This window comes from Paenibacillus sp. FSL H8-0332, from assembly GCF_037963835.1.
GTDB classification, from domain to species: domain Bacteria; phylum Bacillota; class Bacilli; order Paenibacillales; family Paenibacillaceae; genus Paenibacillus_AQ; species Paenibacillus_AQ rhizoplanae.
On sequence record NZ_CP150145.1, the window covers coordinates 4,391,892 to 4,414,641 of the forward strand.

A 22,750-nucleotide genomic window follows, 5' to 3' on the forward strand; every position below is an offset into this window, starting at 1 on the left:
CTGTAATCTCTCCTCTAATTTAGCCGTTAATTCCCTGCACAAGGCGATAGGTATCGCGTGCAATCACCAGCTCTTCGTTCGTTGGAACCACAAGCACCTGTACCTTGGAATCAGCCTTAGAGATGCGACGCGGATCGCCGGAGCGGACCTTGTTGGCTTCAGCATCCAGTTCGATTCCGAGGAACGTAAGGTTGTTCAGTACTTTTTCTCGCAGCAGGGAAGCATTCTCGCCCACACCGGCAGTAAACACGATAACGTCTACGCCGTTCATGGCAGCTGCGTAAGAACCGATATATTTACGCAAACGGTACTCGTACATTTCAAAAGCAAGCGTAGAATTAGGCTCGCCTTTCTCTGCACCGTCAATAATATCACGCATGTCACTGCTAACGCCAGAAATAGCCAGGAGTCCGCTGTGCTTGTTCAGCATGGAATTCACTTCACCAACAGACAGCTCTTCTTTATTCATTACATAAGGAACAATTGCCGGGTCAAGGTCTCCACTGCGGGTACCCATCATCAGACCCTCCAGCGGTGTCATACCCATGGAAGTATCAACGGATATACCGCCATCTACTGCAGTTACACTTGCACCGTTACCGATGTGACAAGTGATAATCTTCAGCTCATTAAGCGGACGTTCCAGATAATCAGCCGCTGCTTTGCTGACGAAATCATGGGAAGTTCCGTGTGCACCATAACGGCGGACCTTGTATTTATTGTACAGCACTCTTGGAATGGCATACATATAAGCCTTCTCAGGCATCGTCTGATGGAAGGCAGTATCGAATACAACAACCTGCGGCACACCAGGCATGTTATTCTCAGATGCAACAATCCCCATCATGGCAGCCGGGTTATGCAACGGCGCGAGATCGAACAGCTGACGGATCTTAGTCTTCGCATCTGCATCTACAAGTGCGGAAGCTTTAAAGAATTCTCCTCCGTGTACTACACGGTGACCCACAGCATTGATCTCGTCAGTGGAGGCGATAACGCCGTGCTCTTTGTCTGTCAGACAGGCAAGAACTTTGCGGATGGCTGTATTGTGCTCCAGAATTTCGCTGACTTCAGTAACTTCCTGTTTGCCGGTCGGCTTGTGGTTCAGAATGGAAGAATCCATTCCGATACGTTCTACCAGGCCTTTGGCGAGTACAGATTCATCGGTCATATTATACAGCTGATATTTCAATGAGGAACTGCCGGAGTTAATAACTAAGATATTCATACACGGTCACCGTCCTTGTCATACTTGAAGAAGCCTTCGCCCGATTTTGCACCCAGTTGTCCCGCACGCACCATCTTTTTGAGAATGGTTGATGGACGGTACTTGAGCTCGCCGTATTCACGGAACATGTTCTCAAGCGCGGCAAGCACGGAATCCAGACCGAAGCGGTCTGCCATTTCAAGCGGCCCGTTCTGGAACTGGTAGCCGATGCGCATAGCGTCATCAATATCTTCAGGAGAGGCAACCCCTTCCTGCAGCACATGCATAGCCTCGTTAATGAACAGGCAAATGAGGCGCGAAGATACAAATCCGGGGGATTCGTAGATCATAACGCCCTTTTTCTCAACAATCTCATCGACAAAGGCTTTGGTATCTTCAAACGTGCTGTCCGAGGTCTTCAGTCCGCGCACGATTTCAACCAGATCCACCTTCCCTACAGGATGTATGAAGTGCATGCCGATCACACGTTCCGGGTACATTGTAGAGCTTGCAAGCTCCGTCAAGCTAAGGGTTGACGTATTGCTGGCAAGAATAATGTGACTTGGACACACCTGATCTAGCTGATTGAATACCTTTTGCTTCGCCTCCAGATCTTCAACGATGGTCTCAATGACCATATCGCAGGAGCTGAGTTCAGCGAAATGTGTCACTTTTTGGATGCGGGACAGAATCAGCTTCTTTTCCGCCTGGGTAATCGCCCATTTCTCCAGCTGTTTGTCGAGACTGGTCTCAATCATTTCGTAGGAGTAGTTCAGTCTTTCTGCAGTTTTTTCCACCAGCATAACATCCAGGCCCTTGGCTGCCAGCATTTCGGCAATCCCTTGTCCCATTGTGCCTCCGCCGATGACACCGATCTTTTTAAAATTCATGTAAAAGTCTCCATCCTTTCAGGTATCTATACTTCAGTATTGTACCTTGTCTGTCGTAAAAAATAAGTAGCCCGACATATAATGATATCTTAGCATGTCTGAAAAGTAAAAAAAAATAACCGGCATAAAGAATTATGCCGGTAAAAGGACACTGTCACGAAATTGACAACGAAATTGCTCTCCGGAGAGAACTTCTTCCTTCATTAAAATGTCAAGGGAGTAATCAAATACATTTCTTTGCTTCTCCAGCAGCTCTTTTGTACGAATCATCAGCTCATCCAGGATTTTACTATTCTCCTTCATCAGCTCTTCCGTGGTAACCATTTGCAGATTCGCAATTCCGAGTGAGGTAAGTCCTGACTTCATCATGGTCTCGACAATATTCAGGGCCTGGTCGAAATCTCCGCGGGAGCCGGTACTGCGTCCTCCGTAATACATCTCTTCGGCGGCAGCTCCGCCCAGGGCGATCATAATCTGATTCTCCAGATAATCCTTCGTATACAGATACTGCTCGGTCTGCGGATTATGCCGTACATAACCGAGGGCCTGCCCGCGCGGGGTCAGTGTAACCTGACTGACGCTTCCGGGGCGAAGCAGTTCAGCCATAATAGCATGTCCAAGTTCGTGAATCGCCACACGCTTCTTCTCTTCATGGTTGGTCTCGCGGTCGGTCTTCTCGCCCATCATCACTTTGTCAATCGCCATCGAGAGATGACGCTGCTCCACCTGGGTCAGATTCTCACGCATCATGTAGATCGCCGCTTCATTCATCACGCTCTCCAGCTGTGCACCTGAGAAGCCGTAGGCTTCTTCGGCAATTTTATCCAAGCTCACCGTCTCGTGCAGCGGTTTGTTCTTGGCATGGAGATCGAGAATCGACTTGCGGCCTTTCTTGTCAGGCATATCCACCTGAATATGCCGGTCAAAACGGCCCGGACGCAGCAATGCCGAGTCCAGCATCTCTTTGCGGTTCGTTGCGGCTACCAGCAGAATACGCGGGGTATCATTGTTATAAATCCCGTCCATCTCGGTCAGCAGCTGATTAAGTGTCTGGTCATATTCCCGTTGTTGTCCGCCTTCGCGTTTACCGCCGATGACGTCGATCTCATCTATGAAAATAATGGCACTTTGCTTATTCTCCTTGAGCGCGCGTGTGCGGGCATCCTTGAATAGATCGCGCACCCGTCCGGCACCGACGCCGACATACATCTCAACGAATTCACTGCCCGAAGCAGCTACAAACACAGAATCGGTATAATGCGCCGCAGCCTTGGCCATCAGCGTCTTCCCGGTTCCCGGAGGGCCGGTTAACAGAATTCCTTTGAGCGGACGAATCCCGAACTTGCTGATCTCTTCATGCCGGATCAGGAAGTCCAGCGCTTCACGCAGCTCCTGTTTAGCATTGTCCTGTCCGCCGATCTCTTCAAAAGTTAGCTTGGAGGGGCCGTTCTTCTTACGCTTCTTGTCCGCACCTGCATTGACGGCCAGACCGCCGCGGGCATGGGCTATGAACAGGAGTGCGGCAACCATGCCTAGCGCTATGATTACAGGGAAGATATTAATCCCGACAAAAGCCATAAAAATCAGCATGACCGGAATGAAACCGGCTACAACCTCTTTCCAGTACTTAGGCATTGTTCCACACTCCCATCTTCGCTGCTGCACGCGGCAGAATGATAAATTTGCTCTCTGTGCCGTTGCTCAGGCTTACATACACATTGTTGTCGTCAATCTCTGTGGTAGCTGTAACTCCGCTGTACTTACTGTCCTGCTCCTTCAGTCCGTCCAGCTTCGCTGGGATCAATGTATACTTCCGGCTCTCCATTGCTTCTGCTACAGAGAACATAGCTTTATCCCAGTACTCGTCCAGCAGCTCGCTTGGTTTCTGCTCCACATCCAGCTTCAAGGTCCGGCCATCAATGGCGGTGCTGCCTTCTCGCGATACATACTGCACCAGCTCACGTAATTTCGTGCCCGGCTGCAAATCCAGTTTCAAAGTGACTTCATTGCGTTTAATAGTAATATGGGAATCCTTCACTCCCTGGTAGGAAGATACCAGCTTCTGCAGCGGCTCCCGCACCGCGAATTGACGGTAAGAATACCAGCCACCAAACAATAATGCAGCAGACAGCAGAGACGTTAGCAGCACAGGCATAAGACGAAGTTTCAAGAAACGTCCTCCTCTCAATAATGACCAAGCTTAACTCTATAATAAAGACCAGCCAGCGTGTCTAGCGCCCATCCGAGACTGACATGCTCTTAAGCATGTCTTGATACAAGTAGTAGTATATCATAGGTGTATATACGATTTTACATAAAGTTGTGAATATATTTAAAATTTTTGATACTAATTTCTGGATGTTTCATGAACCTTGAAAAAACGGCAGCTCAGATTCAGATCCTGAAATGCCGCTGCTACATTCATATTCCGGCGTACACTACATCCGGCTAACGCTTAATTTCACCAGTCATATATTCCGCGAAATCAGTTAAAAGCTCCAGGTCATAGCCTTGGTCGCTAACCGCTCCTCTATACTCTTCCAGGCATCTTCTGAGCAGCCCGTGAAAGCGTTCCGGCAAATGCTGCAGTCCCCACTCTCCGCCTTCCTTCTTGGAAGAGATATAATCCTCCTGCAAATAGTAGAGCACTCTGCATAGATTCAGTGTGTAATAGACCGGAGATTTATTAATATTCTGCGGCGCATCTTCGACATCCCGGACAATGGAATCCAGATAGTACCTGCGGTCTACCGGCGCAAAGGCCTCGCGGATCGGCTCCCCGTACAAGATAAACCCACGATGGTAGACCACTGCAAAATGCGCCGCAAGATCAGCATCCTCAAAACCGCCGCACAGATAATTCTCATCGGTTCTATACCGCTCTAAATGAGCTTCCGAAAAGTGAAATTCAAACGGCGTAGGATACACAAAATTGCGCAGATATGTCTTCAGGACGATAGACAGTTCGATTCCGCGCTTATTCGGCAGACTGTCATGATAGGCTACGATAAGCCCGGCAAGTCTCTGACTGGCCTCTGCGGACAGCTTGTCCTGTATGACGATCAGCAGATCAATATCGCTTGAATCCGCTTGAAAACAGCCCATGGCCAGCGAGCCATGCAGGTAAACCCCCGACAGATTATCCCCCAGCTCCTCCTTGAACAAATCCACCGCCTGATCCAAATATGCTAATATCTCCAATTTCATCATCCTCCTTGATTGAACATATATGTAGGTTAGCGCTAGCAGACGAGGTATACACTCCGTATATCAATTGATGCACCTCAAACTTTTCAACATGATGGATAAAAAAACGGAGGAACAGATAATCTGTCCCCCCGTTTTTATTCTGCCGCTGAGCGCTTAGCTTAACGATTCGGCAGACTGTACCCCTCACCGATGGCGCTGCCATCCTTGAAACGGTAGAAGTTATAATAGAAGCGCCCGTCTTTTTTGTAAAATAGCTGCCAGGCATATTCCCCGTTATATACACCGGGCAGCAGCCGTTCGATCGTAATGTCCGGCAGCTGGGCGGTTATGATTCCGCGCATCTTCTCTTCTGAGGTTCCTTTGCTCAGCTCTTCGGCATACAGGCCGTTGTCGCCTCCGGCAGGCTTGCCCTCCAAGGTATAACGGACCCACACCATCAGCTCGGTACCCGCTTCATTTTTGCCGGTTAGCACCCAGTAGATCTCATTCTCATTCCAGACGGATTTCTGGGCCTTGGTAACCTCTGTTAGCCCGGCACGCGCCTGGGCCAGCTCCTTGGCCTCACTCCGCTCGTTCCACTGATCCTTCATAATGTAGGCATAGAACTGGCTTAGTCCGAACAGAAGGAGCAGCACCACGGTAATCCCCAGCCAGATCCATTTTCTCCTCTTCTTCTTCACCACGCTGCTTCCTTTCCCGTTCCCCTGAGTTACCGTTTAAGCAGGCTCTCGAACGTCTCCTGTGCTTTGTGACGGATGGCTTCTTCATCAAGTGTCAGGCATTGTCCATGCTTCACAACCTGCTGGCCGTTCACCCATACATGCTCCACATCCTTGGCGCTGGCCGAATATACAGCATGGGAGAGCAGATCGGTATGCGGCAGCATATGCGGCTGGTCAATATCAAGCGCGATGAAGTCAGCCTTCATCCCTGCTGCAAGGCGGCCTACACCGCTTAGGAAAATAGACTGCGCTCCGTACTCCGTAGCCATCAGAAGCGCCTCAGGAGCCGGTACCGCTGTTGGATCACCGCTTACGCCCTTGTGGATCAGCGCAGCCAGCCTCATCTCTTCGAACATATCCAGATTGTTGTTGCTTGCCGCGCTGTCCGTACCCAGGGAGACCTTAACCCCGGCTCTCAGCAGCTCCGGAACACGGGCAACACCGCTGGCCAGCTTCAGGTTACTGCCGGGGTTATGCGACACGCCAACGTTATGGCGGGCCAGAATCCCGATTTCCTCATCGTTCAGATGAACCCCGTGGGCAATAAGCGAAGGACGGGTAAACATCCCCAGCTTCTCCAGATGTGCGACCGGACGAAGGCCGTAGTCGGCCACGTTCTGCTCCACTTCATGGCGCGTCTCGGACATATGGGTATGCATCGGCAGATCCAGATCATGGGCAGCCTGCACAAACTTCATGAAAAACTCTGGAGGACAGGTGTACGGGGCGTGCGGCGAGAGCATGGTCGTAATTCTGCCGTCAGCCTTGCCATGCCAGTTACGGGCAAAAGCAATCGCCTCAGCGAGCTTGGATTGCTGTACATCTTCCGGGCACAGCCCAATTACGCCGCGCATCAGCACAGCACGAATACCGGACTGCTCGGTCACTTCCGCTACCCGGTCCATATGATCATACATATCGAGGAAGGTTGTTGTGCCGCCCTTCAGCATTTCCAGCACGGACAAAGAAGTTCCCCAATATACATCATCACCAGTGAATTTCTCTTCCATCGGCCACATCTTCTCTTGCAGCCAAGTCTGAAGCACCATATCGTCGCCGTATCCGCGCAGCAGTGACATGGCAGTATGTCCATGGGTATTGACCAGACCCGGCATGAACAGCAGACGGCTGCCGTCTACGACCTGAGCGCCATCCTCCACTGCCGGCTCAGCTTCACCTATGTAAGTAATCAGGTCATCATCCAGGGTCATATACCCGCTCAGCACTGGCTTATCGCTGCCGGGAACCAGAAAGTGCCCATTCTTGATTATCGTGATCTTACTGCTCATCTTCAGCCGCATCCTTTCCATCATGCAAATAATAGGCCAGGCTCTGCAGATCTGTAGTGAAATCAGCGGCGTGAATCCGGATATTGGCAGGCGTCTTGAGAATAACCGGTGCGAAGTTCAGAATCGCCTCAATGCCGGAATCCACAAGAATATCGGCTACATTCTGGGCTTCGCTGTCGGGCACAGTAATGATCCCGATCCGGATTCCCTGCGAGCGGATTGTACTGCTTAGCTCCTCCATCGGCTGCACAACCAGCGAGTTGATCTGCTGGCCCACCTTCGGCGGATAGGCATCGAAGATGGCAGTGATCTTCATCGTATCCTTCAAGTAAGCGTTGTAGTTAGACAAGGCATGACCGAGATTACCGGCTCCAACCAGTGCAACATTAATTTGCTGGTCAAGCTTCAGGATGTGACGAATCTTCTCAATCAGATAGGACACATCGTAGCCGATGCCTTTTCTGCCGAAATCACCGAAATAAGCCAGATCCTTGCGGATCTGGGCGGGGTTCAGATCTAGCTTTTGGCCAAGCTCCTGAGAAGAGACTGTGGAGATTTCACGTTTTTGGAGATCGTTCAGGAACCGCAGGTACACTGGAAGTCTGCGAACGACGGCCTCCGATATTTTATCCGATTTCATGTATTCTCCTCCTTAAAAGTTTTGTTAGACCCGTACAATTATAGCAACCGTACCCCGCCGCCTGCCGGAGTGGCAGAGGAGGCGGGAACGGATCATCAGGTTAATCATGACTTATTAATAATAGCAATAGCGGATGAATTAGGAAACCCCACCGTCTTCCAGCCATTCGGCGATTCTCGGAACCATCTGCTCGGTGAGCATATGCTCCATCTTGGGACCGGGGAGCGAGTACAGGAAGTACTTCCCGTAATAGGATTCAATCACTCTGGTGTCATAGACAATCACGATCCCCCGGTCCTTCGCCGTACGGACCAGCCGCCCGAAGCCCTGCTTGAAGCGGATAACGGCCTGCGGCACGGACAGCTTCATGAACGGGTTCTTCTTCTGTGCCTGAAGCAGCTCCGACTTCGCCTCAGCCAGCGGGTGATTCGGCGGCTGGAACGGCAGTCTGACAATCGCCAGGCAGGTCAATGCTTCTCCAGGAATATCAACCCCTTCCCAGAAACTGCTGGTACCAAGCAGGACGGAGGCCGGGGTGTCCTGGAAGCGGCGGATCAGCTTGCTCCGGCTGCCGCCCTCCACGCCTTGTCCCAGCACCGCGATATCCTGCGAGGCAAGTGCCTCCTTCAGCGGATCGTAGACCTGGCGCAGCATTTTGTAGGAGGTGAACAGCACCAGCATCCGTCCCCGTGTAGCTACAGCCGTCTCAGCAAGGGAGTGGACTAGCGTGTCCACGAATCGGGCATCCCCTATACTTCCCTTAACGCTCGGGAAGTCGCGGGGAATGACCAGCAGTGCCTGCTCACGGTACTTGAACGGCGACGGAAGCAGCGCAGTCATCAGACGCCCTTGCTCCGCAGCCTCACCAAGGCCCAGGTTATCCATCATGAACTGGAAGGATTTATCCACCGATAAGGTGGCCGAGGTCAGGATAATGCTCTTCTTCTTGTCGAAGAACAGCTCCCTGAGCTGGGTGCTGACATCTACGGGAACGGCATACATTTGCAGCGACTTGCCCTTATAATTGCCGCTTCCCTCCAGCCAATACACAATATTCTCATCATTCAGGCTCATGAAGAAGCGAATCTGCTCTCTAATGGATGCCAGGTCCTTGAACAAGCCGCCTATATCCGTCACAAGACTGTCCGAGGAGGACTGGCTGTCCGTGTCACGCATCTCACTGAGCATCTTGTCACCCTTGCGGATGATATCGCTCAGACTGAGGTTCAGTGTATTCTCAAGGGCAGCCAGCTCCTCCCAATCCTTGGGCTTCTTGCCCGGCTGCAGGCGCGCTACCAGCTGGCCTGCTTCACCGGCCCCGGCGTCACTGCGCTCGGGCAGCAGGCTAAAGAGCCTGTCGCTGAGCGCATCCCAGGATTCCTTCACGGTCAGCAGATCTGGATAGATCCTGTCGATCACGCCGCTCCATTCGGAAGCCTGCTCACTGCCGGAAGACTGCAGGCTCTGGCGGAGGGCAGGCAGCTGCCCGCTCCGGCTATCTTTGTAGAGACGGGTTAAGGTATGGGCGAATGTGAAATATTTCATCTGCATGCCAAGATGCTTGCCGGCAATATCCTCCAGATGATGAGCTTCGTCAATGACAAGATGCTCGTAGGCCGGAAGAAGCTGATGCCCGGCTTTGACATCTGCGAACAGCTTGGAGTGATTGGTGACCACCACATCGGAGATCCCCGCTTCATGCTTGGCCCGGTGGTAATAGCATTTGCGGAACCAGGGACAGGCGCGTCCCAGACAGGAGTCGGTATCACTGGCTACAGTCTCCCAGAAATCGCCGCCCCGTCCGCTTAAGTTAAGCTCCTCATCATCCCCGGTTGTCGTCTGGGTTAGCCAGACAAGCATTTGCGCAGCGGTAATTGCTTCTTCCCTTGGACTCGTAAAGTCCTTTTTGTTCATTCTATGTTCGAATTTGCGCAGACACAAATAGTGCCCTCTTCCCTTAAAGATGGAAGCCTTGAACGGGAACGGCACAACGCTGGTTAAGAGCGGAATATCCCGCTCCCGCAGCTGGTCCTGAAGGTTAATGGTATGGGTGCTGACCATCACCTTCTGATCACTCTTCACACTGTGGTAGATCGCCGGAAGCAGATAACCCAGCGATTTGCCGGTGCCTGTTCCCGCTTCAATCAGCAGATGCTTATCCTGCTCAAGCGCTGTAATGACCTCATGGATCATCAGCTCCTGGGCTTCACGGCTCTCATACTGGGGAAGCGCAGCCTTCAGCCGCTTGGTTACCTCATCCATATATTCCTCAAAGGTAATATTCTCCAGCGGATTGACGCTTCCTTCCTCCCGGGGCGTAGCCAGCTCTGCCCAATCCCCCACCGCCAGCGCAAGCTGACGGTAGAAGCTCAGCTCACCTTCCGGCTGGAAGGTCTCCATCTCCCGCTCCCGCAGCAGACCGTCGAAATACCAGGCCATATCACTGTCTTCGTCCGCGAACAGCTCATTCAGGCGCTGAATGGTCAGCAGCGGCAGACTGTGCAGCTCTTCCAGACATTTGAGCAGCACAATAGCCGTGGCAAGCGCATCGCTGTCCGCCTGATGGGGACGGTCATGCGTAATGCCGAAGTGGCTGCTTACCGCGCCTAACTGATAGGTGCTCAGCGAGGGAAAGCATATTTTGAGAAAATCGATCGTATCCAGAATCCGCCCCTGAAACGGCAGATAGCCGCAGCGGTCCAGCGCATTCTGCAAAAAATGAAAATCAAACGCAACATTGTGTCCGACGAGGACCACATCATCCAGCAGCGGCACCAGCTCCATCATCATCTCATCGAGCTCCGGCGCATCCTGTACATCACTGTCTGTAATTCCGGTCAGGCCCGTAATAAAAGGAGGGATTGGCGCTCCGGGCTTGACGTAGGAACCATACACCCGGGAGATCGTCCCGTCTTCTTCTATAATGGCAAGGCCAACCTGGATGATCTCTCCCACAGATTGGGTTCCCGTAGTTTCAAAATCAAGCACGGCAAATTTCATTATAAGTTCTATTCCCTTTCACTTGAGACTCTTTATCAGCATAACAGAAGTTACGAAAAAAGGCGATGCACACCCCCGGGAAGTGGGGCGCATCGCCTAAAGAAACCGAGGATAAGTTATAAAAGCGAAACCAGCTGATGGCCGAACTCCAGCTTCCCGCCCCGCCTGCGGCACACCTCCAGATTAACGCTCGGCTCCGGCAGATCAGGGTCATGCAGCAGCGACAGGCTGAACAGCTCACTGGCTTCTTTAAAACGTTCCTGGGAAGCCCGGATACAGCCCAGCGCATTATAGATCATCGCCTTCAGCTTCACCTCACGAATCAGGCCCAGCATGTGGTCCAGATGTCCCCAGGCAATCTCGCCTTCCCCCTCCTGGAGGTAAGCCATGGCCAGATACAGGCGGGCAGCGAGGCTGTCCGGATATTGTGCCGTAACCTCACGGAACTGTTCAATGCACTTGCGGTACATCAGCAGCTTGTAATAGCCCTGTCCCCTGACAAAAGCATCCATCCCAAGCTCAGGCGCTTCTTCCTCCGGCAGTTCCTCAGGCGGAGCCTGGAAATCCGCCTGTTCCCGGAACTCGCTCAGCTTCTCGGCAAAGACCAGCCACTCATCCATTACATTATCACTGATTCGGTGGAGCATATTATACTTGGATAAAAGATCGCTTCGGCGGGCACCCTCCGCAGTAGGGAAGTCGGTTTGGATCTCCTGCAGCATCTTGTTCATCTCAGCAAATAAATGTTGAAACACCGGACATCCCACCCTTACTGATAATGAAGTCAGCTTAAGCTTGCCTGCCTTCATTTTTCACAAGTACAGGTGTCTTCATCCCTGCCATTGATTACATGGCTCAAAGTAAGGAATTCAGGCAATTGTAGCGTGAATCTCATGATCCGCCAGCTTCACTGGCTTATTGCCCGCATCTACGAACACTACAGTCGGCTTGTGCGCCGCCAGCTCCTCGGAGGACATCATAGCGTAAGAAATAATAATCACGGTATCGCCGGGCTGTACCAGCCGCGCCGCCGCCCCGTTCAGACAGATGACGCCGCTGCCGCGCGGGCCGGGAATGACATAAGTCTCCAGACGGGAACCGTTATTATTGTCCACGATCTGCACCTTCTCGTTCTCCAGCAGGTCAGCGGCTTCCATCAGTTCCTCATCAATGGTAATACTGCCCACATAATTGAGATTGGCTTCAGTGACCGTTGCCCGGTGGATCTTGGATTTCATCATATGTCTAAACAAGAGCGTGTGCCTCCTTAGGAATAAATACATTATTATCAATCAGACGGGTTCTGCCGAACTTCACGGCCAGAGCTATTATAACCTCTCCGCCCGCATCCGTCAGCCTGCTGCCGCCTTCCAGCTCTTCCAGATCAGGGAAGGTTAGAATCTCAGCATAATCAATGACTGCAAGCGGCGATTCAGAAATGACCGAGACCAGCAGGCTCCGTGCTTCCTCTACCGTACGAATGCTGCCCTCTTCCATAGCCTGACGCACTTCGCGCAGGGAACGCGACAATACCAGCGCCTGTCTGCGCTCCTCGCTGCTCAGATAGACATTGCGGGAGCTAAGCGCCAGCCCGTCTTCCTCGCGCACAATAGGACAGGCGATAATGTCCACGTTCATGTTAAGGTCAGACACCATCCGGCGGAGAACGGCTACCTGCTGGGCATCCTTCAGTCCGAAGAAGGCGTAATCCGGCTGCACGATATGAAACAGCTTGCTGACCACTGTAGTTACTCCGTCAAAATGTCCCGGACGCGAAGCGCCGCAGAGCTGTGTGGTCAGCGAGGAGACCGTTACGCCTGTGCGGATCGGCTGCGGGTACATCTCTTCGACACTGGGGATGAACACCAGGTCCGCACCTTCACGTTCAGCCAGCTCCAAATCACGCTGTTCATCCCGTGGATAGGAAGCAAAATCCTCATTCGGGCCAAATTGCAGCGGATTGACAAAAATACTCATCACCACTGTGCCGCTCTTCTCCCCTGCTTTACGCAGCAGACTGGCATGTCCTTCGTGCAGATATCCCATGGTGGGCACAAAACCAACTGGGCCATGGCCCCCTTGACGCATATATTCAAGCGCTTCGCGCAGTTCAACAATTGTTCGGATGACTCTCATTTTATTTCGCTCCTTTGCCGGCATTGCCGTATAAAGATTCCAGGACGGTCTCATCCGCGCTAAACACATGCTCTTGCGCAGGGAACGAGCGGTCCTTCACTTCCTGAACGTAGCTGGTGATGCCTTCACGGATCAGAGAACCGACATCGGCGTAGGTTTTGACGAACTTTTTCTCCCGGTAAGGAGAGGCATACCGCAGGACATCATGGAATACCAGAACCTGTCCGTCACAGTAACGCCCGGCACCAATGCCTATGGTCGGTATGCTGACAGCCTTGGAGATGGCTTCTGCCACTTCCTCCGTGACCAGCTCCAGCACAATGCCGAAGGCCCCGGCCGCTTCCAGCGCCTTCGCTTCGTCCATCAGCCGCTGTGCATCCTTGGCATCCTTCCCCTGAATCCGGTAGCCGCCGATCATATTGACCGACTGCGGGGTCAGGCCGATATGGCCAAGGACCGGAACTCCGGCTGCTACAACAGAAGACACTGCAGAGCAGATTTCGAGGCCGCCTTCCATTTTGACCGCATGGGCCTGGCCTTCCTGCATCAGTCTGCGCACACCGCGCAAGGTCTCATCCACGCTTCCGTGGTAGGTCATGAACGGCATATCAGCCACTATAAAAGTATTAGGCGCTCCGCGCTTCACCGACCGGGTATGGTAGACCATATCCTCTATGGTAACCGGCAGCGTGGTATCATAACCAAGCACGACGTTCCCTAGGGAATCGCCGACCAGAATCAGGTCAATTCCTGCTTCCTCAGCCAGCAGGGCTGAAGGGTAATCATAAGCGGTGATCATGCTTAAGGGCACACCATCCGTTTTCATTTTTTTCATTTTGATAATATTCAGTGCGTGTTTGTCTGCCATTTGCTCTCATTCCCCTTTTCCATAAAATACGCGTTCTCCGCGCAAACAAAAAAACCCTTTAGCATTAGTCCGCTAAATAGGTCCGAAGGGCAAAAAAGAGTCACTCGCGATCGTCCCTTCTGTCTCGGTCCTTACGGCTCAGAGCAGAATCCAACGTAACCGTTACATCCAGTTATGAAGGTACATCCGGTAAACAATGTCCTGTTAAAAGATACAATTGCAGGAGTACAGCTCGCTGTGCGATGCCGCCTCTTGTTGACAGTATACCAAAAAAGGACAAAAATAAAAACCTTAAAATATGACATGGCCGCCCTCTTGGTTTTGAGGAGCGGCCTTGTTGACACACCTAGATCATTTCGATTTCACCGGACAGTACGCTCACTACCTCACCGGATTCGTTACGTAACAGCAGCCCGCCGTTATCACTCAGTCCGACAGCAGTAGCCTCGGTGCGGCCTTGGGGAGTGTTCACCCAAACCTGCCGCCCCAGTGTCACCGACATCGACTCCCACAGCTGCTTCACGGGCTGGAAGCCTTGCTCCAGATATACCCGGTATAGATATTCGAGCTCCTCCAGCACGGCTTCCGCAAGCCTCATGCGGTCTACAGGAATGCCCCCGCCTTCGATCAGCAGCGATGTACCGATCCTGCGTAGCTCCTCCGGGTAGTCCTCTTCGGTCAGATTGGCAGCAATGCCGATACCGGCGATACAATAATGCAGCCCGCCTTCCCGAAGCGAGGATTCCAGCAGGATTCCACAGATTTTGCGGCCGCCGGCCAGCAGGTCATTCGGCCACTTGATGCCGGCTGGCACTCCGGTAACCTCACGGATCGCTGTGCAGACAGCCACTCCGGCAAGCAGCGTCAGCTGCGGAGTCAAGGCAAGCGGCAGATTAGGACGCAGCACCAGGCTCATCCAGATTCCTTTGCCGTGGGGGGAGTGCCATTTACGGCCCATCCGCCCGCGCCCGCCGGTCTGCGCTTCGGCCATAACCGTCGTTCCCTCCGGGGCGCCGCCCTCGGCTAGTATTTTGGCTTCCTCCTGTGTGGAACCGACAGTATCCAGCCGCTGAATCCCCTTGGTCCAGCCGGGTACGAACGTCTCCCGCTTCAAGACGCCGGGACGCTGCGCATGACCGCTATTCATCTCTATCCATCCTTTGCGCTGCTTCCAGCAGTAATTGGTTGTCATTGGCAAGGTCACCCGCCGCGACAGCCAGAAGAAGCTGGTGCAGCAATACGCCCAGCCACGGGCCGGGACGCTTCTCCAGCACCGCTGTCACCTCATGTCCGCTCACCGCCAGCTCAGCGAGCGTGCGGATCGGCATCTCTGCGGTCCAGGACCGCAGGAGGCTGGTGGTGACAGGGGGGGTGGCGGGTGCGCCTACGTCACTGGCAGGGACGTCTACCGACGTGACGGGTGCGCCAGTGTCTGCAACAAGGACGCATGCGGTCGCGGCGGGTGCGACTGCGGCTGTGGCAGGGACGGCTGCGGCCGGGCTGGTCGCACCTGCGCCAGTCGCGGGCGCGGCGTCAGCCCCCGCCGCCTCAAGCAGCGTCAGCCACCCTTCGGCGGCTGACTGGCCATGGCCCAGCACGGCGGCGATCCACCGCCGCCGCAGCCGCTCCCCGGCGCCGGAATCCTCCGGCCGCGCCGAAGACAACGCCGCGTCCCAGGCTTCGCGGACGCGGAGCACGGCGACGACGCCAGTGCGCGTCGCCCCCGGGAACGTCCATGCCCGCAGGAGCTCATCGGCGGAAGCCGCCGATGAGCTCAGGGCATGCAGCAGGAGCGCCCAGCGCAGGCGGGCGCTCTCCAGGTTCCCGAGACCGGCGAGGCGGGCGGCGGCAGCCGCCAGGTCACGGCCGGTCCAAGGGAACGGCGCTTTGCCGCGCGGCAGCAGGCCGCTGCGCAGCAGGAGCCCCAGCCCGCGCTGCGGGTGCGGGCCTTCCAGGATGCGCTCCACCTCGGCGCGCACCCGCTCCACAGCAATATGCGCCAGCTTGTCACGCTGGCGCAGCAGACCGCGCCAGGTATTCTTCGCAATCGCGAAATCCAGCACAGAAGCAAAACGTACGCAGCGGAGCATCCGCAGCGCATCCTCTTCGAAGCGTTCCTCCGCTTCGCCTACACAGCGGATCATCCGGAGCTGAAGATCCTGCTCCCCGCCGAAAGGGTCAATCCGCTCGCCGTCAAGGCCGCAGCAGATGGCATTGATCGTGAAGTCACGGCGGCGGAGATCCTCCCGCACATCCCTGACGAATACGACATGCTCCGGACGCCGGTGATCGGCATAGCCGCTCTCCGTCCGGTAAGTCGTAACCTCTAAGCTGTAGCCCTCCTGCAGCACAGTGATCGTGCCATGCGCCAGTCCGGTAGGGACGCAGCGCGGAAACAGGGCCATTACCTCCTCCGGCAGCGCGGAGGTAGTGATGTCTATATCATGCACCGGACGGCCCAGCAGCTCATCGCGCAGGCAGCCGCCGACGAAATAAGCTTCATGACCGCCTGCCAGCAGGCCTGCAACAACAGTCCCGGCGGCTTCAGCCATGCCGGGTGGTGCCATTCTCCATTCCATAACGTACTCCTTACCCCAGGATCGGGTCTAACCCGGATACCTTGCGCCCGAGCACACGGTAATAGATATCTTCATATTGATTAGTGATCATATCTCTGCTGAAATCATTGCAGGACCGCTCCAGGCAGGCGTGCCGGAAGCTCTCAGCCATCGCCTCATCCGAGAGCAGCCGGACGGCATACTTTGCCATGGATTCCGTATCGCCGACCGGCGCAAGGAATCCGGTCTTGCCATGCTGGATCAGCTCCGGAATACCACCGGCCTGTGAGCCAATGGTCGGAACGCCGCAGGCCATAGCTTCCAGGGCAACAAGCCCGAAGCTCTCCTTCTCAGAAGGCAGCAGCAGCAGGTCCGCCAGGGAGATTACCTGGGCAATCTCGTCTTGCTTGCCCAGGAAGCGGACATGATCGTCGAGCCCCATCTCGCTGATCTTGGCTTGAATTTTCGGCAGGTCAGGTCCCTCTCCGACCAACAGCAGCTTGGAAGGTACCTGCCGGTTCACCTTGGCGAACACATCCACCACATCACTCACCCGCTTGACCGGACGGAAATTACTGATATGCATGAGAATCTTCTCATCCGGGGCCGCGAAGTCGCCGCGCAGATCCGTAACATCCCGGGGATAATAGACACGCTTATCTACGAAATTATAAGTCAGATCAATTTCACGCGTAATATCAAGCGCCTTGCGGGTCTCCTTAATCAGATCACGGGAGACGGCGGTCACCGCATCACTCTCGTTAATGCCCAGCCGGATCAGATCCTTCAGGGATTCGTCCTGGCCCAGCACTGTAATATCCGTACCATGCAGCGTGGTAACCACTTTGATATCATTACCTAGGATCTGCTTGGCCAGATAAGCACATACCGCATGCGGAACCGCATAATGCACATGGAACAGGTCCAGATTCTGCATTTTGGCTACCTGCGCCATCTTGGTCGCCAGCGCCAGATCATATGGCGGATAGCGGAACACATAATAATCGTTAACCTCTACCTCATGGTAGAAAATATTCTTCTGAAACGTTCCCAGCCGAAACGGGATGCTGTGGGTGATAAAGTGGACCTCATGACCTTTTTCGGCCAATAGCTTGCCCAGTTCAGTTGCCACCACGCCCGAGCCGCCAAGAGACGGATAACAGGTGATGCCTATCTTAAGCCGCTCCATAGCTCCGCCCCTTCATTTAAACTAAGTCTATTACTTCAAGTAACGTTATGAATTAATTATAGTTGTTTTCCGGGCAATGTCGAGTGACGCTTTATTTGCGGGCAGTACTAAACAGATCTACCGTATACGGAACCTTGCCGGCGAACCCTTCGGCATAACGAATGAGCCTCCGCTGGCCGAGCAGCATGTCTCTGGAACGGACGCGCTCGATATACCCTTCCGTCAATGGCGTTGCAACGGCATCTTCACCCGGAGCGAGTCCAAATTGGGAACGATAGCAGGACAATGCCTGCTCCTTCAGCGGATACTGCGCAGTCACATCGACGATCAGATCCGTCCGTCCAAGATCATTAATGAAGTAGAAATATAACTCGGGCTCAGGAATCGCAGGCTTGTCCGGCATATATCTGCGGAGCTTCGCATTAAATACCGCTTCCTCCACCAGCTTACTGCAGGCAATATGGTCGGGATGGCGGTCTTCCCAGTAAGGGGCAAATACCATGGACGGAGCATAACGGCGGATTTCCGCTGTGACAGCCGCCAGATGGTCCTCTGTCATATACAGTCCACGGTCAGGCAGTCCCAGATTGGTCCGCACCACCGCGCCCAGCACTGCGGCAGCCTGATGAGCCTCCTGTTCCCGAAGCTCCACCGTTCCGTTTGAGGACATCTCTGCCCGGGTCAGATCGCACATTCCCACTTTGAAGCCGGCGGCAGTATGCTTGGCAATTGTGCCTGCCATGCCGATCTCGGCATCATCCGCATGCGCCCCGAATACCAGGATGTCAAGCTTCATGACTCGTCCACACCCGGCTTGTATTTATGTACCAGCTCACGCCAGCCGAAATCTCCCCGGTCGATAGCCTTCACCAGAATTTCCGCTGTAGCAATATTCGTGGCCACCGGAATCCCGTACACATCACACAGACGAAGCAGCGCCGTAATATCCGGTTCATGCGGCTGGGCCATCAGCGGATCACGCAGGAAAATAATCAAATCCAGCTCATCCGTAGCGACCATCGAGCCAATCTGCTGGTCGCCGCCAAGCGGCCCGGACATGTAGCGGTGAATGGAGAGCTTGGTCACTTCCATGATACGCTGGCCCGTGGTTCCGGTGGAGAATAACTTATGCCCTTCAAAGACATGCTCATAAGCAGTTACGAAATTAACCATTTCATCTTTTTTGCGGTCATGTGCGATAAAAGCAATTTTCAACATTCTGTTTCTCTCCCCGTCTATTCTATAAAATGCTCAAAACCGTAAATCAAGCCGGTATAGCCCATCACCTTTTGAATCCCGAGCTTGACTCCAGGCATATAACCCGCACGCTCATAGGAGTCATGACGGATCTTCAGCGACTGTCCGAACCCGCCGAATACAACCTCCTCCTGGGCAAAAACGCCCGGAAGACGCACACTGTGAATACGGAAGCCGTTATAATACCCGCCGCGCGAGCCTTCAATCAGCTCTTCTTCTTCGGGATGTCCCTGGCGAAGCTCCTGCCGCGCCTCAGAGATCATCTCTGCCGTCTTAATCGCTGTTCCTGACGGAGCATCCAGCTTCTGGTCTCCGTGATATTCGATAATTTCGAGATGAGGGAAATACTTTGCGGCCTGGGCAGCGAATTTCATCAGCAGAATCGCGCCGATGGAGAAGTTAGGCGCAATCAGTCCGCCGATTCCCTGCTCCTGGCATTGCTTGTCCAGCCCCGCGATCTGCTCCGGCGTGAAGCCGGTGGTTCCGATAACCGGACGGACGCCGTACTTGACCGCCAGCGCAGTATTGCTGTATGCAGACTGTGGAATCGTAAAATCTACCATTACATCGGCAGCTGTATCTGTAAGCGCAGTCTCCAGATCCGAAGTTACAAGCACACCACAGTCCTCAAGGCCAACCAGACGGCCGGCATCACTGCCATGTGCAGAGCGGTCAACCGCTGCTGCCAGCTTGAGTTCATCATCCTGCAATACCAGCTTCACAACCTCTTTGCCCATTCTGCCTCCGGCTCCGGAAACAACAATCCTGATCTTGTCACTCAAATGAATTCTCCCCGCTTTCCCTGGCTCTGTTATTATTGTATATATTGTTGCAGCGATTTCTGCAGATCCTTCATTAGCAGACGTAGGCCGCTGTCATCCGGGTGCAGCGACATAACTTCTTTCAATACCGCAATCGCCTGCAGATGTTCATTCATCCGGCTGTGCGCAATCGCCAGCCATACATAAGCATCCCCGTAGAGAGGGTCAAGCGATACAGCTTCCTTCAGCAGCGTAATCGGATGGTACGGATTCACACTGTCCGCTGCTTCATCCTCCAGCAGCCGCTTCGCTTCCTGCACAAGCTTAAGAGCCTGCAGATGCTGCAGATGCAGCTGATAATCCGGTTTGGTCCCATCCAGCCGGCGTGCGGCTATAGCATGTTCAAGCGCTTTGTCCAGCATGCCGCTGCGGGCATAGGTAATAGAGCAGCGGTATCTGACTTCCGCATCGTCCGGACTAGCCGCAATGGCCGCTTCGAACAAGGTGATGGCCTCAGCAAAGTCACTGCGGAGTATCGAGCGGTAGGCCGCTTTTACATAATCATTATGATCCATATCCTCACCATCCTTACGGCTAAAACCCGTTCGTTTGGTACAGCATATGTAGCATAGGCCTAATCGGTGTTTTTGGGCGTCCAGCGCCCGGCATCACGCGTATTGAATTTGTGCATAACCTTATTATGCGCCTCTGTTAAGTCTATACCGAGGGAATTGGCGAAACAAACGGTAATAAAGAGAATGTCGCCCAGCTCCAGCTCAATCGAATTATCGGCTTCATCCGCTTTTTTCGGCTTCTCGCCGAATTGATGGTTGACTTCGCGCGCCAGCTCTCCGACTTCCTCGGACATCCGGGCCAGCATCGACAGCGGACTGAAGTAGCCTTCTTTAAACTGTGAGATGTAGGTATCTACCTCACGTTGTATGTCACCAAGACTTTTATCCATAAATTTCCCTTTCACCCCCGTGTGTTCTTGCCTTCTGTTTGCCCCTATGTTATCGTAAAGACGTTTTGAAGACAAATCTTTTTTGCAATGCCGCCTGGAGCTTACGTGCTCTCCGGGGGGATCATTACATATAAATTGCCCATTTAGAGGCGTAGGCGAGGGATTATATGAGTTCATCCATTAAAATCAGCACAGTCAGCAAAACAGTGGCCCCCATCATGCTGGGTACGGCCATCTACGCATTCGGACTACTGTATTTCATCATTCCCAACCAGCTGATGGAGGGCGGAGTTACCGGGATTACCATCCTGCTCAATTACGCCTTTGACATCCCTATCTTCTTAACGACACTGCTGCTCAACCTCCCGCTCTTTCTGCTCGGCTGGAAGGTGCTCGGGGCGAATCAGATCGTCTATACCGGACTCGGCATCGGCTCTCTGTCTTTCTTCCTCTGGTTATTTGAGCGGATGATCAAGGCGGGCTGGATTGTAACGTTCAGCACCGAGCATGATTTTATTCTTGCTTCATTATATGCAGGGGTCACTCTGGGTCTGGGTCTGGGGATTGTCTTCCGTTTCGGGGGCACCACCGGGGGTGTAGATATTGTTGCACGGATCCTTGGACGCAAGTTCGGCTGGAGTATGGGGCAGATTATTCTGGCTGTGGATATCATTATTATCGGGGCTTCCCTGCTCTACATTCCCCGCGAAAAAATATTATATACTCTCGTGGCAGTCTTCATCGCCTCACGTGTAATTGATTTCATTCAGGAAGGGGCCTACGCCGCCAGAGCCTTCACCATCATCAGCGACGAGGCGCCGCAGATTGCCGAGCTGATCACCGTAGAAATGGATCGCGGTGTTACCTTAATCCCGGCAATCGGTGCCTATTCGAAGCAGGCCAAGCACATGGTCTACTGCGTGGTCTCCAGACAGGAGATCCGCAGGCTCAGCCTGCTGGTAAAGTCGGTGGACCCGAAGGCCTTCGTCATTATCAGCGACGTTCATGACGTTCACGGCGAAGGCTTCCGGGAGACCTGATCTATACACACATAAGGGCGGACCCCACAAGCCGGCACTGGCTGCTTGTGGGGTCCGCCCTCTTTGTATCCTCTGTTACCTCTGCTCTACCCTACACGGTCTTCAAATCCCGCTTCTGGCCGCGGTACTTACGGTAAGCCGTATACGCCAGCACCGTAAGGATAAACGCGCCTGCCAGCAGAGCCCAGCCCCCGTATTGCTGCGGAGCCAGCGGCAGCGACAAGACCGGCTCGCTGCGGTCCTTGCCGAACATCACTCTTGCTGCATCCTGTCCATAGGACACAATCTCCAGCAGGCGGGCCCGTTCCACGGGTTGCTCCGAGCCTGCCACCCCTCCTGCGAAAGACAGCCAGGAATCAAAGGTGTTCACCGCCTCAGCAGGCCGGGAGATGATCACTGCAGGCCGGATATTCGCATACCGGCTCTGAAGTCTTGCCAGCGCCGCTGTCCAACCCTTCAGATCACCCGCGGCGGCGCTTTGCTCCATATCGTTCAAATCCTCACGGACCAGCTTGTAGTATTGCAGCCACATGGGCTGGCGGGGGTGATTCAGGCTGTTGGCGGCAAGCCGCAGCTTCGCCGCAGCCGCTTCCCATCTCTCCGGGGACGGCTGGGCCGCAGCCAGTGCCGACTTCATATCCAGAATGACGGACGAGAGTGCATTGACCCCCTCCACTGAGGTCATCCCTTCAAAGGACGAGGAGATGAAGATCTGTGAGATTTCCTCTGCTTCCTTGCGGGCCTTCAGCACATCGCCTTCGAGCACATAGCCGTACAGAGCTTCCGCAGCCTGCTCCAGCCGCTGCGCTCCGCTTCTGGCCGTGAGCGCAGCAGGATCACTGGGTACACTTCCGGGTGCTTCTATGTAAGCTGTACTTCCCTGGTCTGCAGCGGCATTCCCTGCTTCAGCCTGAACGCGGCCTCCGCCGATACCGGCGAGCAGGCAGCACAGCAGGATTGCTGACAGTATGAATACTTTTCTGCGCGGCATAAGACATCCCTCCCACCTTAATCTATGG

At 53.9% G+C, this 22,750-nt stretch carries 23 protein-coding genes; 1 reads left to right on the forward strand and 22 read right to left on the reverse strand.

Features of this window, described 5'->3' with window-relative positions:
• Positions 1-19: 19 nt before the first annotated feature.
• The 21 genes from NST43_RS18955 to NST43_RS19055 all read right to left on the reverse strand — a co-directional run bounded on the left by NST43_RS18955 (position 20) and on the right by NST43_RS19055 (position 20,691).
• Entirely contained in the window at positions 20-1,228 is a 1,209-nt protein-coding gene (locus NST43_RS18955; RefSeq protein WP_209993874.1) for an acetate kinase, read from the reverse strand.
• On the reverse strand, positions 1,225-2,097 hold the full coding sequence (locus tag NST43_RS18960; protein WP_076079207.1) for a 3-hydroxyacyl-CoA dehydrogenase NAD-binding domain-containing protein: 873 nt from the start codon (positions 2,095-2,097) through the stop codon (positions 1,225-1,227). The genes NST43_RS18955 and NST43_RS18960 overlap by 4 nt, the downstream gene beginning before the upstream one ends.
• A gap of 132 nt (positions 2,098-2,229) precedes the next feature.
• Positions 2,230-3,732 (reverse strand): AAA family ATPase, encoded by a 1,503-nt coding sequence (locus NST43_RS18965; RefSeq protein ID WP_209993875.1) that lies wholly within the window; start codon positions 3,730-3,732, stop codon positions 2,230-2,232.
• Entirely contained in the window at positions 3,725-4,267 is a 543-nt protein-coding gene (locus tag NST43_RS18970) for a hypothetical protein (protein WP_339218694.1), read from the reverse strand. Before NST43_RS18970 ends, NST43_RS18965 begins: the two co-directional genes overlap by 8 nt.
• Before the next feature lie 278 nt (positions 4,268-4,545).
• The gene (locus NST43_RS18975) at positions 4,546-5,298 is read right to left on the reverse strand and encodes an aminoglycoside adenylyltransferase domain-containing protein (protein WP_339218695.1); all 753 of its coding nucleotides are present in this window, start codon (positions 5,296-5,298) and stop codon (positions 4,546-4,548) included.
• A gap of 167 nt (positions 5,299-5,465) precedes the next feature.
• Complete coding sequence (locus NST43_RS18980; RefSeq protein WP_339218696.1) at positions 5,466-5,987, reverse strand: DUF5590 domain-containing protein; 522 nt, start codon at positions 5,985-5,987, stop codon at positions 5,466-5,468.
• Between the two features lie 29 nt (positions 5,988-6,016).
• Entirely contained in the window at positions 6,017-7,318 is a 1,302-nt protein-coding gene (locus tag NST43_RS18985; RefSeq protein ID WP_339218697.1) for an amidohydrolase, read from the reverse strand.
• A complete protein-coding gene (locus tag NST43_RS18990; RefSeq protein WP_209993878.1) occupies positions 7,308-7,958 on the reverse strand; it encodes a redox-sensing transcriptional repressor Rex in 651 nt (216 codons plus the stop codon). The genes NST43_RS18985 and NST43_RS18990 overlap by 11 nt, the downstream gene beginning before the upstream one ends.
• A gap of 138 nt (positions 7,959-8,096) precedes the next feature.
• Positions 8,097-10,958 carry an ATP-dependent DNA helicase DinG gene (gene dinG / locus NST43_RS18995; RefSeq protein WP_339218699.1) on the reverse strand — a complete coding sequence of 954 codons (2,862 nt, stop codon included), beginning with the start codon at positions 10,956-10,958 and terminating at the stop codon, positions 8,097-8,099.
• 116 nt (positions 10,959-11,074) lie between these two features.
• Positions 11,075-11,713, reverse strand: coding sequence for a hypothetical protein (locus NST43_RS19000; protein ID WP_339218701.1), 639 nt, complete (start codon positions 11,711-11,713; stop codon positions 11,075-11,077).
• A 114-nt stretch (positions 11,714-11,827) separates the two neighbouring features.
• Positions 11,828-12,211 (reverse strand): aspartate 1-decarboxylase, encoded by a 384-nt coding sequence (panD, locus tag NST43_RS19005; protein ID WP_209993881.1) that lies wholly within the window; start codon positions 12,209-12,211, stop codon positions 11,828-11,830.
• Entirely contained in the window at positions 12,204-13,094 is an 891-nt protein-coding gene (gene panC, locus NST43_RS19010) for a pantoate--beta-alanine ligase (RefSeq protein ID WP_209993882.1), read from the reverse strand. Before panC ends, panD begins: the two co-directional genes overlap by 8 nt.
• Before the next feature lies 1 nt (position 13,095).
• Entirely contained in the window at positions 13,096-13,962 is an 867-nt protein-coding gene (gene panB, locus NST43_RS19015; RefSeq protein ID WP_209993883.1) for a 3-methyl-2-oxobutanoate hydroxymethyltransferase, read from the reverse strand.
• A 346-nt stretch (positions 13,963-14,308) separates the two neighbouring features.
• A complete protein-coding gene (locus tag NST43_RS19020) occupies positions 14,309-15,109 on the reverse strand; it encodes a biotin--[acetyl-CoA-carboxylase] ligase (protein ID WP_339218704.1) in 801 nt (266 codons plus the stop codon).
• Positions 15,102-16,541: a CCA tRNA nucleotidyltransferase gene (locus NST43_RS19025; protein ID WP_339218705.1), complete on the reverse strand. Its 1,440-nt coding sequence runs from the start codon at positions 16,539-16,541 to the stop codon at positions 15,102-15,104. Before NST43_RS19025 ends, NST43_RS19020 begins: the two co-directional genes overlap by 8 nt.
• A 10-nt stretch (positions 16,542-16,551) precedes the next feature.
• The gene (gene bshA, locus NST43_RS19030; RefSeq protein WP_209993886.1) at positions 16,552-17,709 is read right to left on the reverse strand and encodes an N-acetyl-alpha-D-glucosaminyl L-malate synthase BshA; all 1,158 of its coding nucleotides are present in this window, start codon (positions 17,707-17,709) and stop codon (positions 16,552-16,554) included.
• Between the two features lie 91 nt (positions 17,710-17,800).
• Positions 17,801-18,505, reverse strand: coding sequence for a bacillithiol biosynthesis deacetylase BshB1 (bshB1, locus tag NST43_RS19035; RefSeq protein ID WP_339218706.1), 705 nt, complete (start codon positions 18,503-18,505; stop codon positions 17,801-17,803).
• On the reverse strand, positions 18,502-18,927 hold the full coding sequence (gene mgsA / locus NST43_RS19040; RefSeq protein WP_036727258.1) for a methylglyoxal synthase: 426 nt from the start codon (positions 18,925-18,927) through the stop codon (positions 18,502-18,504). The genes bshB1 and mgsA overlap by 4 nt, the downstream gene beginning before the upstream one ends.
• A gap of 17 nt (positions 18,928-18,944) precedes the next feature.
• Positions 18,945-19,748 carry a 4-hydroxy-tetrahydrodipicolinate reductase gene (gene dapB / locus NST43_RS19045; protein WP_339218708.1) on the reverse strand — a complete coding sequence of 268 codons (804 nt, stop codon included), beginning with the start codon at positions 19,746-19,748 and terminating at the stop codon, positions 18,945-18,947.
• Positions 19,749-19,780: 32 nt separating this feature from the next.
• The gene (locus tag NST43_RS19050) at positions 19,781-20,302 is read right to left on the reverse strand and encodes a tetratricopeptide repeat protein (RefSeq protein WP_209993889.1); all 522 of its coding nucleotides are present in this window, start codon (positions 20,300-20,302) and stop codon (positions 19,781-19,783) included.
• A 59-nt stretch (positions 20,303-20,361) separates the two neighbouring features.
• Positions 20,362-20,691 carry a nucleotide pyrophosphohydrolase gene (locus NST43_RS19055; RefSeq protein ID WP_339218709.1) on the reverse strand — a complete coding sequence of 110 codons (330 nt, stop codon included), beginning with the start codon at positions 20,689-20,691 and terminating at the stop codon, positions 20,362-20,364.
• Between the two features lie 167 nt (positions 20,692-20,858).
• Between NST43_RS19055 and NST43_RS19060 the strand changes: the two genes are divergently transcribed.
• The gene (locus tag NST43_RS19060) at positions 20,859-21,731 is read left to right on the forward strand and encodes a YitT family protein (RefSeq protein WP_209993891.1); all 873 of its coding nucleotides are present in this window, start codon (positions 20,859-20,861) and stop codon (positions 21,729-21,731) included.
• Positions 21,732-21,822: 91 nt separating this feature from the next.
• Here NST43_RS19060 and NST43_RS19065 read toward each other — a convergent pair whose 3' ends face one another.
• Complete coding sequence (locus tag NST43_RS19065; RefSeq protein ID WP_339218711.1) at positions 21,823-22,722, reverse strand: sporulation protein YpjB; 900 nt, start codon at positions 22,720-22,722, stop codon at positions 21,823-21,825.
• Positions 22,723-22,750: the final 28 nt, after the last annotated feature.

What these genes read in the sequence shown, in the direction of transcription:
- NST43_RS18990 (WP_209993878.1), bottom strand. Translation starts at nt 7,958, where the DNA reads ATGAAATCGGATAAAATATCGGAGGCCGTCGTTCGCAGACTTCCAGTG.
- NST43_RS19065 (WP_339218711.1), bottom strand. Translation starts at nt 22,722, where the DNA reads ATGCCGCGCAGAAAAGTATTCATACTGTCAGCAATCCTGCTGTGCTGC.
- bshB1 (WP_339218706.1), bottom strand. Translation starts at nt 18,505, where the DNA reads ATGAAGCTTGACATCCTGGTATTCGGGGCGCATGCGGATGATGCCGAG.
- bshA (WP_209993886.1), bottom strand. Translation starts at nt 17,709, where the DNA reads ATGGAGCGGCTTAAGATAGGCATCACCTGTTATCCGTCTCTTGGCGGC.
- mgsA (WP_036727258.1), bottom strand. Translation starts at nt 18,927, where the DNA reads ATGTTGAAAATTGCTTTTATCGCACATGACCGCAAAAAAGATGAAATG.
- panB (WP_209993883.1), bottom strand. Translation starts at nt 13,962, where the DNA reads ATGGCAGACAAACACGCACTGAATATTATCAAAATGAAAAAAATGAAA.
- NST43_RS19025 (WP_339218705.1), bottom strand. Translation starts at nt 16,541, where the DNA reads ATGGAATGGAGAATGGCACCACCCGGCATGGCTGAAGCCGCCGGGACT.
- NST43_RS19050 (WP_209993889.1), bottom strand. Translation starts at nt 20,302, where the DNA reads ATGGATCATAATGATTATGTAAAAGCGGCCTACCGCTCGATACTCCGC.
- NST43_RS18965 (WP_209993875.1), bottom strand. Translation starts at nt 3,732, where the DNA reads ATGCCTAAGTACTGGAAAGAGGTTGTAGCCGGTTTCATTCCGGTCATG.
- dinG (WP_339218699.1), bottom strand. Translation starts at nt 10,958, where the DNA reads ATGAAATTTGCCGTGCTTGATTTTGAAACTACGGGAACCCAATCTGTG.
- NST43_RS19060 (WP_209993891.1), top strand. Translation starts at nt 20,859, where the DNA reads ATGAGTTCATCCATTAAAATCAGCACAGTCAGCAAAACAGTGGCCCCC.
- NST43_RS19055 (WP_339218709.1), bottom strand. Translation starts at nt 20,691, where the DNA reads ATGGATAAAAGTCTTGGTGACATACAACGTGAGGTAGATACCTACATC.
- NST43_RS19020 (WP_339218704.1), bottom strand. Translation starts at nt 15,109, where the DNA reads ATGAATAGCGGTCATGCGCAGCGTCCCGGCGTCTTGAAGCGGGAGACG.
- NST43_RS18960 (WP_076079207.1), bottom strand. Translation starts at nt 2,097, where the DNA reads ATGAATTTTAAAAAGATCGGTGTCATCGGCGGAGGCACAATGGGACAA.
- NST43_RS18955 (WP_209993874.1), bottom strand. Translation starts at nt 1,228, where the DNA reads ATGAATATCTTAGTTATTAACTCCGGCAGTTCCTCATTGAAATATCAG.
- panC (WP_209993882.1), bottom strand. Translation starts at nt 13,094, where the DNA reads ATGAGAGTCATCCGAACAATTGTTGAACTGCGCGAAGCGCTTGAATAT.
- NST43_RS18985 (WP_339218697.1), bottom strand. Translation starts at nt 7,318, where the DNA reads ATGAGCAGTAAGATCACGATAATCAAGAATGGGCACTTTCTGGTTCCC.